The sequence below is a fragment of the Micromonospora sp. WMMD961 genome (genome assembly GCF_029626145.1).
In the GTDB taxonomy this organism is placed as follows: domain Bacteria; phylum Actinomycetota; class Actinomycetes; order Mycobacteriales; family Micromonosporaceae; genus Micromonospora.
In genome coordinates, this window is the sequence record NZ_JARUBJ010000002.1 from 3,157,500 (window position 1) to 3,173,147 (window position 15,648).

A 15,648-nucleotide genomic window follows, 5' to 3' on the forward strand; every position below is an offset into this window, starting at 1 on the left:
CAGCGGGAACGGGGTACGTGTGATGGCGAACGACGAGAAGCTGCTCGACCATCTCAAGTGGATGACCGCCGAGCTGCGGCGCAGCAAGCGGCGCCTCGAAGAGGTGGAGACGGCGGCCGGTGAACCGGTCGCGATCGTCGCGATGACCTGCCGCTACCCCGGGCGGGTCAGCACCCCGGAGCAGCTGTGGGAGCTGGTCAGCGCCGGCGGTGACGCGATCGGTGACTTCCCCGCCGACCGTGGGTGGGACGTCGACGGGCTCTACGACCCCGACCCGGACGCGAAGGGCAAGAGCTACGCCCGCGAGGGCGGTTTCCTCGCCGAGGCGGCCGACTTCGACCCGGCGCTGTTCGGCATCTCGCCACGCGAGGCACTGGCCATGGACCCGCAGCAGCGGCTGCTGCTGGAGACCGCCTGGGAGGCGTTCGAACGGGCCGGCATCCCCGCCGACAACGTTCGGGGCAGCCGGACCGGCGTGTTCGTCGGGATCAGCGGGCGCGACTACGACACCCTGTTGCAGCGGCACACCCAGGACGGCATCGAGGGCTACCGGCTGACCGGCAGCGCGGCCAGCGTGCTCTCCGGGCGGATCGCGTACCAGTTCGGTCTGGAGGGGCCGGCGGTCACCATCGACACCGCCTGCTCGGCCTCGCTGGTCGCGCTGCACCTGGCGGTCCAGTCGCTGCGGCAGCAGGAGTGCTCCCTCGCCCTCGCCGGCGGTGCCACGGTGCTCGCCACCCCGGAGGCGTTCGTCGAGTTCAGCCGCCAGCGCGGTCTGGCCCCGGACGGCCGGTGCAAGCCGTTCGCCGCCGCCGCCGACGGCACCGGCTGGTCCGAGGGCGCCGGTCTGCTCCTGCTGGAACGGCTCTCCGACGCCCGCCGCAACGGCCACCCGGTGCTCGCCGTCGTCAGGGGCACGGCGGTCAACTCCGACGGCGCGTCCAACGGTCTCACCGCCCCCAACGGGCCCGCCCAGCAACGCGTCATCCGGGCCGCGCTCGCCAACGCCCGACTCACCGCGGCCGACGTCGACCTGGTCGAGGCGCACGGAACCGGAACCCGGCTCGGCGACCCGATCGAGGCGCAGGCGCTGCTCGCCACCTACGGTCAGAGCCGCCCGGCCGGCGAACCACTCTGGCTCGGCTCGCTCAAGTCCAACCTCGGCCACACCCAGGCCGCCGCCGGGGTCGGCGGCGTGATGAAGACGGTGCTCGCGCTGCGGGCCGGTGTCATGCCGCGCACCCTGCACGTCGACGAGCCCACCCCACACGTGGACTGGACCGCCGGGAACGTCCAACTGCTCACCACGGAGCGCCGCTGGGCGCCGGGGGAGCGACCGCGACGCGCCGCCGTCTCCGCGTTCGGCATCAGCGGCACCAACGCCCACGCGATCATCGAGGAGGCCCCGGCGCCGGACGCCGCGACGGCACCCGAGCCGGCCGCCACCGACCCGGTCTGGGTGCTCACCGGTCACACCCCGCAGGCGCTGCGGGCCCAGGCCGGGCGTCTCAGCGCCTTCGCTGTCGACTCCGGAGCCGACCCCACCGACATCGCCCACTCGCTCGCCGCGACCCGTTCACCGCTGCCCGTCCGGGCGGTCGTCACCGGCGTCGACCTCGCGGCGGGTCTGGCCGCCCTGGCCGACGGGAACACCACCGCCGGGGTGGTCACCGGCACGGCCCAGGAGGGCCGCACCGCGTTCCTCTTCTCCGGCCAGGGATCGCAGCGGCGGGGCATGGGCCTCGACCTCGCCGAGCGGTTCCCGGCGTACGCGCAGGCATTCGACCTGGTCTGCGTGGAACTGGACCCGCACCTCGACCGTTCACTGCGGGAGGTGATCGCCGACGGGGTGGACCTGGACCAGACCGTCTACACGCAGGCCGCCCTGTTCGCGGTCGAGGTGGCCCTGTTCCGTCTGGTCGAGTCGTTCGGGGTCACCCCGGACTACCTGGTGGGGCACTCGATCGGCGAGATCGCCGCCGCCCACGTGGCCGGCGTGCTGTCCCTCGCCGACGCCGCGACGTTGGTGGCGGCGCGGGGCCGGCTGATGCAGGCGTTGCCGCCCGGTGGGGTGATGGTGGCGGTACGCGCCACCGAGGCCGAGGTGCTGCCGCTGCTGTCCGACGGTGTCGACATCGCCGCGGTCAACGGTCCGCGGTCGGTGGTGCTGTCCGGCTCCGCCGACGTGGTGTCGGCCGTCGCCGCCCGGTTCGACAAGTCCAAGGCGTTGACCGTCAGCCATGCCTTCCACTCGGCGCTGATGGAGCCGATGCTGGCCGAGTTCGCCCGGATGGCGAGTGCCCTGACCTACCACGACCCGGTCATCCCGGTGGTGTCCAACCTGACCGGGCAGCTCGCCGGCACGCCGGACGCCGGCTACTGGGTCCGGCACGTGCGCGGGGCGGTCCGGTTCGCCGACGGCATCACCTGGCTGCGCGGCCGGGGCGTCACCCGGTTCCTGGAGATCGGCCCGGACGGTGTGCTCACCGCGATGGCCCGGGAGAGCGACGACACCGAGGCCGCCTACCTGCCCCTGCTGCGCCGGGGGCGTCCCGAGGTGACAGCAGTGGTCACCGGGCTGGCCGAGGCGTACGTGCGGGGCGTCGCTGTGGACTGGACCGTACTGGCCCCCGGTGGCCGCCGCGTCGACCTGCCCACCTACGCGTTCCAGCAGCAACGCTACTGGCCGACCACCTGCAGCGTCACGGTCGGCGACACCCGGGGGCTCGGCCTCACCGGTGTCGACCACCCGCTGCTCGGTGCCTCCGTGGCGCTGGCCGGTGCCGACGAGCACCTCTTCACCGGTCACTGGTCCGCCGCCGGGCACCCGTGGCTCGCCGACCACCGGGTCGCCGGGGACCTCGTCGTACCCGGCACCGCCCAGCTCGAGGCGGTGCTCGCGGTGGGCGCCGAGATCGGCTGCCCGACGGTCGAGGACCTGGTCCTGGCTACCCCGCTCGTCCTGCCGCCGGCAGGGGTGCAGGTGCAGGTCCGGGTCGACGCGGCGGACGGCGACGGACGGCGCACCGTGAGCGTGCACAGCGGGGACGGCGAGACGTGGACAGTGCACGCCTCCGGCACCCTCGGCGTCACCGCAGGCGTCCCGCCGGCCCTGATCGACTGGCCGCCGCCGGGGGCCGAGCCCGTCGACATCACCGACCTGTACCCCGGGCTGGCCGAGCGCGGCCTGACCTACGGGCCCGCGTTCCGTGGCCTGGAAGCGGTCTGGCGCGGCCCGCAGGGGGAGACGTTCGCCGAGGTACGCGCCCCCGAGAGCGTCGACGCCACCGGTTTCGGTCTGCACCCCGCAGTCCTCGACGCCGCCCTGCACGCCCTCGGTTGCACAGGCACCGACGACGAACCCGCCGCCGTCCCGTTCGCCTGGAACGGGGTGACCCTGCACGCGGTCGGCGCCGACACGATCCGGGTACGACTGCGGGGCACCGACACCGTCACCGTGGATGTCTGGGACACCACCGGGCAGCCGGTCGTCACAGTCGGCTCCCTGGTGCTGCGGCAGTACGCCCCACCCACCGCGACGACCCTCCCGGTCGCCGACGCCCTGCACCGCCTCGCGTGGACACCGGTCACCGCACCCGCCACCACCACCGCCCCGACGCAGATCTGGCGACCGCCGACCACCGGTGCCGACCCGCTGACCACGACGCACGCCGCGACGGCCGCCACGCTCGACGTACTCCAGCGGTTCCTGCGCGACGCCACCGACACCGACGCCCGGCTCGCCGTCGTCACCTCCGGCGCGGTGGCGACCTCGCCCGACGGGGACGTCACCGACCTGGCCGCCGCCGCGGTCTGGGGGCTGGTCCGCACCGCGCAGACCGAGAACCCGGACCGCTTCGTCCTGGTCGACCTGGACTGCCCCGACGACGACGGTGCGCTCGCCGCCGCGCTCGCCACCGGGGAGCCGCAGCTCGCCGCCCGCAACGGCAGCCTGCTCGTCCCACGGCTGGCCCGCGCCGTGACCGGCCCGGCCCTCGTCCCGCCCGCCGGAGTGCCATGGCGTCTCGACGTGCCGGTCAAGGGCACCCTCGACAACCTCACCCTGGTCCCGTGCCCCGAGGTCGACGAACCGCTCGCCCCGGGCCAGGTCCGGATCGCGGTTCGCGCCACCGGCCTCAACTTCCGGGACGTCCTGATCGCCCTGGACATGTACCCCGACGTCGCCCAACTCGGCAGCGAGGGCGCCGGCGTCGTCACCGCCGTCGGGACCGGTGTCGACGGGGTGCGGGTCGGCGACGCGGTGATGGGTATGTTCTACGGCGCGTTCGGCCCGGTGACCGTCACCGACCACCGGCTGGTCACCCCGATCCCGGCCGGCTGGACGTTCGAGCAGGCCGCCGCCGTGCCCATCGTCTTCCTCACCGCCTACTACGCCCTGGTCGACCTGACCGACCTGCGCGCCGGGGAGTCGCTGCTGGTGCACGCCGCCACCGGCGGTGTCGGCATGGCCGCCGTGCAACTGGCCCACCACCTCGGCGCCACCGTGTACGGCACGGCCAGCCCGGCCAAGTGGGAGACGCTGCGCGGTCTGGGTGTCGACGGCGACCGGATCGCCTCGTCCCGGACCACCGGGTTCGAGGAGCGGTTCCGCGCCGCGACCGGCGACAGTGGGGTCGACGTGGTGCTCAACTCGCTGACCGGCGAGCACGTCGACGCCTCGCTGCGGTTGCTCGCCCCGGGCGGCCGGTTCGCCGAGATGGGCAAGAACGACGTCCGCGACCCCGCCGCGATCGCCGCGGCGCACGGCGTCACCTACCGGGCCTTCGACACCATCCAGGCCGGCCCGGACCGGATCCAGGAGATGCTGCGCGCCCTGGTCGACCTCTTCGACGCCGGCGCGCTGCGACCGCTGCCGGTGACCACCTGGGACGTCCGCTCGGCCGGTGCCGCGTTCCGGCACGTCAGCCAGGCCGCGCACGTCGGCAAGGTGGTCCTCACCGTCCCGAACGCCCTGGACCCGGACGGCGTCGTCCTGCTCACCGGCGGCACCGGCGCGATCGGTGCCGCCGTCGCCCGGCACCTGGTCACCACCCACGGCGTTCGGCACCTGGTGCTGGCCGGCCGACGCGGCCCGGACGCGCCCGGCGCGACCGACCTCGCCGATGAGCTGCGCGACCTCGGTGCGAGCGTGACAGTGGCCGCCTGTGACGTCGCCGACCGCAGCGCCGCCGCGGCCCTGATCGCGGCCAGCACCGCGGACCGGCCGCTCACCGCCGTCGTCCACCTCGCCGGCGTCCTCGACGACGGCGTGCTCGGCGCGATGACCCCGGGCCGGCTGACCGGCGTGCTGCGCCCGAAGGTCGACGCGGCCTGGCACCTGCACGACCTCACCCGGCACCAGCCGCTCGCCGCCTTCGTGCTCTTCTCGTCCCTGTCCGGGCTGCTCGGTGCGGCCGGTCAGGCCAACTACGCGGCAGCGAACGCGTTCCTGGACGGGCTCGCCGCGCACCGGCGCGCGCAGGGCCGGCCGGCGATCTCGCTCGCCTGGGGCCCGTGGACCGCCACGACCAGCATGGCCGGGCGGCTGGACGACACTGACACGCGGCGCATGGACCGCACCGGTGTGCTCGGCTTCAGCACCGGCGAAGGACTGGCACTGCTCGACGCGGCGCTCGGCGTCGACGAGTCGTTGACCGTCCCGGTGCGACTCGCCCGTACCGTCTCCGCCGGCGCCACGCCGCCGCCGCTGCTGCGCGGCCTCGTCCGCGGCGTCACCCGCCCGGCCGGTAGCGCCGGGCCCGCCGACCCGGCGACCGCGCTGCGCCGCCGCCTGGCCACCGCACCCGCCGAAGCGGAACGGATCCTCCTGGACATCGTCGTGGCGGACGTCGCCGCGGTCCTCGGGCACGCCCCGTCCGACGTCGTCGCCGGCCGAGCCTTCAAGGAACTCGGGTTCGACTCGTTGACCGCCGTCGAACTCCGCAACCGGCTCACCGCCGTGACCGGGCTCCGGCTGTCCGCGACCCTCGCCTTCGACCACCCCAGCCCGCTCGCGCTCGTCGCCCACCTGCGCGACGAACTGCTCGGCGCCGCGATCCCCGAGGCACCCCCACCCTCCACGGAGGCCGCCGGGGACGACGACGACCCGATCGCGATCGTCGCGATGGCCTGCCGCTACCCGGGGGGCATCAGCACCCCGGAAGAGTTGTGGCGGCTGGTCGCCGACGGCGCCGAGGGCATCAGCGCGGTCCCGACGGACCGGGGGTGGCGAGCCGACCTCTTCGACACCGACAGCGACGGCGGCTCGGCCACCGACCGGGGTGGCTTCCTGCACGACGCCGCCGACTTCGACGCCGACTTCTTCGGCATCTCACCGCGCGAGGCCCTGGCCATGGACCCGCAGCAGCGGCTGCTGCTGGAATCCACCTGGGAGACCCTGGAACGCGCCGGCATCGACCCGGAGACGGTTCGCGGGGAGCCGGTCGGCGTCTTCGTGGGTGCCTCGGCCCAGGGCTACGACACCCTGCTGCAGGGCCGGGACGCCAGCACCGGCTACCTGCTCACCGGCACCGCCGCGAGTGTCATCTCGGGCCGGCTCGCGTACGCGTTCGGGTTCGAGGGCCCGGCGGTCACCGTGGACACCGCGTGCTCGTCGTCGCTGGTCGCGCTGCACCTGGCGATTCGTGCGATCCGCAACGGCGAGTGCGCGATGGCCGTCGCCAGCGGCGCCGTGGTGATGGCGACACCGACGATGTTCCTGGAGTTCTCCCGACAGGGTGGGCTCGCCGCCGACGGGCGCTGCAAGGCGTTCGGGGCGGGCGCCGACGGCACCGGCTGGTCCGAGGGCGTCGGCGTGCTGCTGGTCGAACGGCTCTCCACGGCCCGCCGACACGGGCACCCGGTGCTCGCGCTGGTCCGTGGCACGGCGGTCAACTCCGACGGCGCGTCGAACGGTCTGACCGCTCCGAACGGCCCCGCCCAGCAGCGGGTGATCCGGGCCGCGCTCGCCGACGCCGGTCTGTCCACCTCCGACGTCGACGTGGTGGAGGCCCACGGCACCGGCACCGTGCTCGGTGACCCGATCGAGGCGCAGGCGCTGCTCGCCACCTACGGGCAGGGCCGCGCCGCCGACCGGCCACTGTGGCTCGGCTCGGTCAAGTCGAACCTGGGGCACGCCCAGGCCGCCGCCGGGGTCGGCGGCATCATCAAGATGGTCATGGCGATGCGGGCCGGGCTGATGCCCCGCACCCTGCACGCCGACGAGCCGACCTCGCACGTCGACTGGTCGGCCGGCTCGGTCACCCTGCTCACCGAGGCCCGCGAGTGGACCGGTGACGGGCGTCCCCGCCGGTCGGCGGTCTCCTCGTTCGGGGTCTCCGGCACCAACGCGCACGTCATCCTCGAAGCGGCACCCGAGGAGCCGGCCCGCGAGGAGCCGGCCCGCCTGAGCGGGGTCGACGTGCCGCTGGTCCTGTCCGCCCGCAACCCGGAAGCGCTGACCGCGCAGGCCACCCGGCTGCTCGGCGGCGACGACCTGGACCCGGTCGACGCCGCGTACACCCTCGCCGGGCGGGCCCGCCTTCCACATCGGGCGGTGGCGTTCGGTCGCGAAGCCCTGGAAGCCCTCGCCGCCGGTCGGCAGGACCCCGCGCTGGTCACCGGTGTACCGGTGGCCGGCCGGACGGCGTTCGTGTTCTCCGGTCAGGGTTCGCAGCGCCGGGGCATGGGCTTGGACCTGGCGTCGTCGTTCCCGGTGTTCGCGGAGGCGTTCGACGCGGCGTGCGCCGAGTTGGACCGGTACCTGGATCGTCCGGTGCGGGAGGTGATCGCCGACGGCGGCGAGCTGGATCAGACGGTGTACACGCAGTCGGCGTTGTTCGCGGTCGAGGTGGCGTTGTTCCGGCTGGTGGAGTCGTTCGGTGTCAGGCCGGATTTCCTGGTGGGGCATTCGATTGGTGAGATCGCCGCGGCGCACGTCGCCGGGGTGCTGTCCCTGCCCGATGCGGCGAGGCTGGTGACGGCCCGGGGTCGGCTGATGCAGGCGTTGCCGGCCGGTGGGGTGATGGTGGCGGTGCGGGCGACCGAGGCGGAGGTGTTGCCGCTGTTGACCGGCGGGGTGAACATCGCGGCGATCAACGGCCCCCGGTCGGTGGTGCTGTCCGGCGTCGCGGACGAGGTCATGGCCGTGGCGGCCCGGTTCGAGAAGTCGAAGCGGTTGCGGGTGAGTCACGCGTTCCACTCGGTGTTGATGGAGCCGATGCTGGCCGAGTTCGCGCAGGTGGCGGAAAGCCTGGCCTACGACTCGCCGCGTATCCCGGTGGTGTCGAACGTGACCGGGCAGGTCGCGTCGTCGCAGGACGCGGCGTACTGGGTGCGGCACGTGCGGGAAGCGGTCCGGTTTGCCGACGGCATCGCTACCTTGGAGGCCGCAGGTGTGAGCACGTTCGTGGAGATCGGCCCGGACGGGGTGCTCTCGGCGATGGGCGCCGACTGTGTCTCCGACGCGGTGTTCGTACCCGTGCAACGGTCTGACCGGGACCAGCCGACCACGTTGCTGACCGCCCTGGCGCAGGTCTTCGTGCGCGGCGTCGCTGTCGACTGGACGCCGTGCCTGACCGGCGGGCGACTGGTCGACCTGCCCACCTACCCCTTCCAACGCCGCCGCTACTGGCCGGCCGCCGCCGTCGGCGAGGCCGGCGCCGGCAGTCACCCGCTGCTCGGCGCGATGGTCCCGCTGGCCGGCAGCGACGACGAGCGCGTGCACACCGGCCACTGGAGCACCGGCTCGGTGCCCTGGCTGGCCGACCACCGCATCGCCGGCTCGGTCGTCGTGCCCGGCACCGCGCTGCTCGAACTGGTCCTCGCGGCCGGCACCGAGGCCGGTTGCGAGCACGTCGACGACCTCGTCCTCTCCGCCCCGGTGGTGGCCGGCGACCGGGGCGTGCAGTTGCAGGTCCGGGTCGGCCCGGCCGACGACGCCGGACGGCGACCCGTAGCGGTGCACGCCACCACCGACGGGGTGCGGTGGGCGGCACACGCCACCGGCACGGTCAGCCCTGCCACAGAGCCCGCCCCGGCGACCGGCGAATGGCCCCCACCCGGGGCGACCCCCCTCGATCTCGGCGACCTCTACCACGACCTGGCCGACCGTGGCCTCGACTACGGTCCCGCCTTCCGGGGGTTGCGCGCGGCCTGGCGGGCCACCGACGGCACCATCCACGCCGACCTGGCCCTCGACGGTGACGCCGACGGGTACGCGGCGCACCCGGCGCTGCTGGACGCCGCCCTGCACGCCCTCGGCCTGACCGGTGACGCCGGACGGGACGCCAAGGTGCCGTTCTCCTGGACCGGTGTCACCCGGCACGGTCAGACCGGCAGCGCCGCCCGGGCCCGGCTGACCCGTACCGCCGCCGACACCGTCCGGATCGACCTGACCGACGACCTCGGCCGCCCCACTGTCACAGTGGAGTCCCTGCTCCTGCGGCCGTACGCCCCGCCGTCGGTGCTGCACACGCTGACCTGGTCGCCGATCCCGGTACCCGTGGAGGCGACCGCGCCGGACCTGACCGTGCTGCGCGTCCCGCCGATCCCCGGCGACCAGGCCGCCGCCGCGCACACGCTGACGGTGCAGGCACTCGCCGCCGCGCAGGCCGTCCTCGCACAGGACGACACCCGTCTGCTCGTCCTCACCACCGGCGCGGTGGCGGCTGTCGCGGACGACACGGTTCCGAACCCGGCGGGCGCCGCGGTCTGGGGCCTGATCCGCAGCGCCCAGTCCGAGCACCCCGGCCGCTTCCTGCTGGTCGACGTCGAACCCGGCGCCGACCCGGACGACGCCCGGCTGGCAGCCATCACCGCGGCAGGGGAGGACCAGGTCGCGGTACGCGGCGCCGCTGTCCTCGTACCCCGGCTCGTTCCGCACCGCCCGACCGGCGACGGCCCGGCCCTCGGCACCGGAACCGTGCTGGTCACCGGCGCCCTGGGCGCGCTCGGCGGGATCGTCACCCGGCATCTGGTGGCGCAGCACGGCAGCACCGACCTGATCCTGCTGGGCCGCCGGGGCGCGGACACGCCGGGCGCGGCCGAGCTGGTCGCCGACCTGGCCGCCCTGGGCGCCACCGCGAGAGTGGTGGCCGCCGACGCGGCCGACCGGCACGCCCTCGCGGCCGTCCTCGCCGCGGCACCCGACCTGACCGCCGTCGTGCACATCGCCGGGGTCCTCGACGACGGTACGGTCGACCGGCTCACCCCGGACCGCACCGCCGCCGTCCTGCGGCCGAAGGTCGACGCCGCCTGGCACCTGCACGACCTCACCCGGGACCGGAACCTCTCCGCGTTCGTGTCGTTCTCCTCCGCCGCCGGCGTCTTCGGCGGCCCGGGGCAGGGCAACTACGCCGCCGCCAACTCCTTCCTCGACGCCCTCGCCGCGCACCGGCGCTCCGCCGGACTGCCCGCGACCTCGCTGGCCTGGGGACCGTGGGCGGACGGCATGGCCGCCGGTCTCGCCCCGGCCGAACTGGACCGGATGGCCCGCTCCGGTGTGCTGCCGCTGCCGACCGACGCGGCGCTCACCGCGCTGGACCAGGCCGGCGCCGACGGTCCGGCCCTGCTCGTACCGGTCCGCCTCGACCCGTCGGCGACACCGTCGCACGTCCCCGGCGTCCTGCGCGGCATGGTCCGCGCGATCCCCCGGCCACGTGCCGGTCGGGCATCCGGAGACGCCGCACTGGTGCGCCGGCTCGCCGGTCTGGCGCCGGGCGCGCGCCGGGACCAACTGCTGGATCTGGTACGCACCCACGTCGCCGGTGTGCTGGGCCACGGCTCCGGGCGGGCCGTCGTCGCCGACCGCCCGTTCAGCGAGTTCGGCTTCGACTCGCTCGCCGCCGTCGAGCTGCGCAACGGTCTGAACGCCGCGACCGGGCTGCGGTTGGCCGCCACCCTGGTCTTCGACTACCCGACCCCAGTCGCCCTCGCCGAACACCTGAACACCGCCCTCGGTGGCGGCGACGAAGGCCCCACGGCCGGTGTGAGCAGGGCGGTCACGGCCGACGAACCCATCGCGATCGTCGGCATGGCCTGCCGCTACCCCGGAGGTGTGACGACACCCGAGGACCTCTGGCAGCTGGTCGACACCGGCGGTGACGCGATCGGGGAGTTCCCCCCTGACCGGGGCTGGGATGTAGGGGTGTTGTTCGATCCCGATCCTGACAATCCTGGGACCACGTACACCAAGGAGGGCGGTTTCCTCTACGACGCGGGCGACTTCGACGCGGGATTCTTCGGGATCTCGCCCCGGGAGGCCCTCGCCATGGATCCGCAGCAGCGGCTGTTGTTGGAGACCTCCTGGGAGGCGTTCGAGCGGGCCGGGATCGACCCGGCGGTCGTACGGGGAGCGCAGGTGGGTGTGTTCGCTGGGGTCATGTACCACGACTACGTCAGCCAGCTCGGCTCGGCTGACGGAGTCGAGGGTCTGCTGGGTGTCGGTAACGCCGGCAGTGTCGTCTCGGGCCGGGTGGCGTACACCTTCGGCCTGGAGGGCCCGGCGGTCACCGTGGACACCGCGTGCTCGTCCTCCCTGGTGGCACTGCACCTCGCGGTGCGGGCGCTGCGCAACGGCGAGTGCGTCATGGCACTGGCCGGCGGGGTGACGGTGATGGCCACCCCGGGTACGTTCGTCGACTTCTCCCGGCAGCGCGGCCTCGCCCCGGACGGCCGGTGCAAGTCCTTCTCCGACGACGCCGACGGAACCGGCTGGGCGGAGGGCGCCGGTGTGCTGCTTGTCGAGCGGCTCTCCGACGCGGTCCGCAACGGTCACCGGGTGCTCGCCGTGGTGCGCGGCACCGCTGTCAACCAGGACGGCGCGTCGAACGGGCTGACCGCCCCGAACGGCCCGTCGCAGCAACGCGTCATCCGCGCCGCCCTCGCGGACGCCGGCCTGACCACCGCCGACGTGGACGCGGTCGAGGCGCACGGCACCGGCACGCGGCTCGGTGATCCGATCGAGGCCCAGGCGCTGCTCGCCACCTACGGCCAGGACCGGCCCGCCGACCAGCCGCTGTGGCTCGGCTCGATCAAGTCGAACATCGGGCATACCCAGGCCGCCGCCGGTGTCGCCGGGATCATCAAGATGCTGATGGCGATGCGGCACGACACCATGCCGCGGACCGTCCACGTCGAGCGGCCCACCGGGCACGTCGACTGGTCCGACGGCGCGGTGGAGCTGCTCGTCGACGCGCGGCCGTGGCCGGCGGGGCAGCGCCCCCGACGGGCGGGGGTGTCGTCGTTCGGGGTTTCCGGCACCAACGCCCACGTGATCATCGAGGAGCCGCCGGTCGCACCGGTGGTCGAGTCGGTGGTGACCGAGTCGGGTGTGCCGTGGTTGCTGTCGGGGCGCAGCCCGCAGGCGGTCGCCGCTCAGGCGCAGCGCCTCGCGGCGTGGGAAGGCGATGCCGGGGAGGTGTCGCACTCGCTGGCCGCGTCCCGTGCTGTCTTCGACCACCGGGCCGTGGTGCTCGGCCCGGACCACCGGTCCGGTCTGGTGGCGTTGGCCGACGGGTTGCCGTCGGGCACTGTGGTGTCCGGTGTGGCGCGTTCGGCCGGTGTGGTGTTCGTCTTTCCCGGCCAGGGTTCGCAGTGGGTCGGCATGGCGGCCGGGTTGTTGGATGCGGAGCCGGTGTTCGCGGCGCGGATCGCGGAGTGTGCGGCGGCTCTGGCGCCGTTGGTGGACTGGAACCTGTTGGACGTGTTGCGCTCGGATGACCCGTTGGAGCGGGTGGATGTGGTGCAGCCGGTGTTGTGGGCGGTGCACGTCGCGTTGGCCGAGGTGTGGAAGGCCAAGGGGGTGACCCCTGATGCGGTGATCGGTCATTCGCAGGGGGAGATCGCGGCGGCGTGTGTGGCCGGGGTGTTGTCGCTCGGTGACGCGGCGAAGGTGGTCGCGTTGCGCAGCCAGGCTCTGCTGTCGATCGCGGGCAGCGGTGGAATGGTCTCGGTCAACGCCGGTCTGGACGTGGTCACCCCGTTGCTGACCGAGGGTGTGAGTGTGGCGGTGGTCAACGGTCCGACCAGTGTCGTGGTGGCGGGTGCGGACCTGGATCCGTTCCTGGTGGCCGCTGAGGCGGCCGGGGTGCGGGCCAGGCGGGTGAAGGTCGACTACGCGTCGCACTGCCCCCTGGTCGAGCCGGTGCAGGCGGAGCTGTCCCGTCTGCTCGACGGCGTGCAACCGCAGGCCGGGACGGTGCCGGTGTTCTCGACAGTCGAGGACGGCGGTGTGATGGACGCCGGGTACTGGTACCGCAATCTGCGCCAGCCGGTCCGCCTCGATCTGGCGGTCGCGGCCGCCTACGCGGCGGGGCACCGGATCTTCGTGGAGGTCAGCGCGCACCCGGTGTTGACCGGGGCGATCGCCGACACCGCCGACGTGGCGACGGTGGGAACGCTGCGCCGAGGTGAGGGCGGCCCCGGGCAACTGGTCCGCTCGTTGGCCGAGGCGTGGGTGCACGGCGCACCGGTCGACTGGACCACGATCATCCCGGCCACCCGGACCGTCGACCTGCCCACCTACCCCTTCCAACACCAGCGTTACTGGCCGGCCGGCGACCCGCCGACGTCAGCGGTGGACCCGGTGGACAGCGAGTTCTGGCAGGCAGTCGAGAACGGCGACCTCACCCCGCTCGGGATCACCAACGGCGGCGACGACCTGCTACCCGCCCTCACCGCCTGGCGGCGTACCCGCACGGAGCGCGGCACCATCGACGGCTGGCGCTACACCGTCGGCTGGACCGCCCTGCCCGAGCCGCCCGACGCGCTACTCACCGGCACCTGGCTGCTGCTCAGCACCGCCACCGCGCGCACCGTCACCGAATTCGCCGGCGCCGCGATCGAGCAGGCCGGCGGCACCGCCGTCATCGTCGAGGTCGACCCGGCGGCGGCCGACCGGGCCGCCCTGACCGCACAACTGAGGGCGGCGGCCGGCCCGGAACCCGCCGTCTCCGGTGTGCTGTCCCTGCTGGCCGTGGCCCCGGACACCGACGGTGCCGTCCCACAGTGCCTGACCGCGACCGTGCTGCTGGTCCAGGCCCTGGCCGACGCCGGGATCCCCGGCCGGCTGCGGATCGTCACCCGCGGCGCGGTCACCGTCACCGCCACCGACGCGCCGCCGCTGACCGGACCCGCCCAGGTCTGGGCCACCGGCCGGGTGCTCGGCCTGGAACAGCCGGACCGCTGGGGCGCCCTGATCGACCTACCGACCCGGCTCGACAACACCGCGCTCACCCGCTTCCAAGCCGCCGTCGCCGGCATCGACGACGAGGACCAGATCGCGGTACGCGACAGCGGCGTGCACGCGCGACGCCTGCGCCCCGCCCCGCTCGACAACCCGACACCCTCGACCGGATGGACGCCGTCCGGCACCACGCTGATCACCGGCGGCACCGGCGCGATCGGCGCACACGTGGCCCGCTGGCTGGCCGGACGCGGCGCCTCGCACCTGGTGCTCACCAGCCGTCGAGGCCCGGACGCCCCCGGCGCCGGCGACCTGCGTACCGAGTTGGAACAGCTCGGTGCCCGGGTGACCATCGCCGCCTGCGACACCGCCGACCGGGACGCCCTCACCGGCCTGCTCGACGGCATCACCGACCTGACCGCGGTCTTCCACGCCGCCGGCGTCGCCCGCTCGGCACCGCTGGCCGACACCGGACTGGACGAGTTCGCCGACGTGGTCAACGGCAAGGCGGCCGGCGCCGCCCTGCTCGACGACCTGGTCGGAGACGTCGGCGCGTTCGTCCTGTTCTCGTCCAACGCCGGGGTCTGGGGCGGCGGCGGGCAGGGCGCGTACGCGGCGGCCAACGCGTACCTCGACGCGCTCGCCGCCCGTCGCCGGGCCCGTGGTCTGCGCGCCACCTCGATCGCCTGGGGGGTGTGGGACGGCGGCGGCATGTCCGACGCCGTGATCGTCGAGCAGTTGCGCCGACGCGGCCTGGCCGCGATGGCACCCGACCTGGCCATCGCCGCCATGGCCCGCACCCTGGACCACGACGAGACCTTCGTCGCCATCGCCGACGTCGACTGGCAGCGGTTCGCGCCCGCCTACGAGTCGGCCCGGCCCCGGCCGCTGCTGCACGAACTGCCGCAGGTACGCCGGATCCGCGACGCCGACCAGGCCGCGATCGGCGGACAGGGGGCGTCCGCGCTCTACACCCGGCTGCGCGACAGGTCCCACGGCGAGCGGCACCGGGCCCTGCTCCAGACGGTACGGGCGGAGGCCGCCGCAGTCCTCGGCCACCCGTCGGCCGAGTCCGTCGAACCGGAGCGGGCGTTCCGGGAGCTGGGCTTCGACTCGGCGACCGCGATCGAGATGCGCAACCGGCTCAACACGAGCACCGGCCTGCGGCTCAGCACCACCCTCGTCTTCGACTACCCCAGCGCCCTCGTCCTCGCCGAGCACCTGCACGACGAGCTGTTCGGACCGGACGAGGTCGACGACGACGCCCGCATCCGGCAGGCGCTCGCCGCGATCTCCCCGGCCCGGCTGCGGGCCGCCGGGTTGCTCGACGCTCTGCTGCGCCTCGCCGACGGCGACGACGCCGAACCCGCCGCCGGGGAACCGGACGGCACCGACCTCGACGGGCTGGATGAGGACGACCTCATCCGGCTGGCACTCGATTCCTCTCGCTGAACCACCGACGT

General features: G+C 74.3%; 1 protein-coding gene. It reads left to right on the plus strand.

Annotated elements, in window-relative coordinates; all coding sequences use genetic code 11:
- The first annotated feature begins 22 nt into the window (after positions 1–22).
- Complete coding sequence (locus tag O7614_RS14445; RefSeq protein WP_278138963.1) at positions 23–15,637, plus strand: type I polyketide synthase; 15,615 nt, start codon at positions 23–25, stop codon at positions 15,635–15,637.
- Positions 15,638–15,648 lie beyond the last annotated feature (11 nt).

Coding starts and splice junctions, on each gene's coding strand:
- O7614_RS14445 (WP_278138963.1), top strand. CDS start 23: ATGGCGAACGACGAGAAGCTGCTCGACCATCTCAAGTGGATGACCGCC.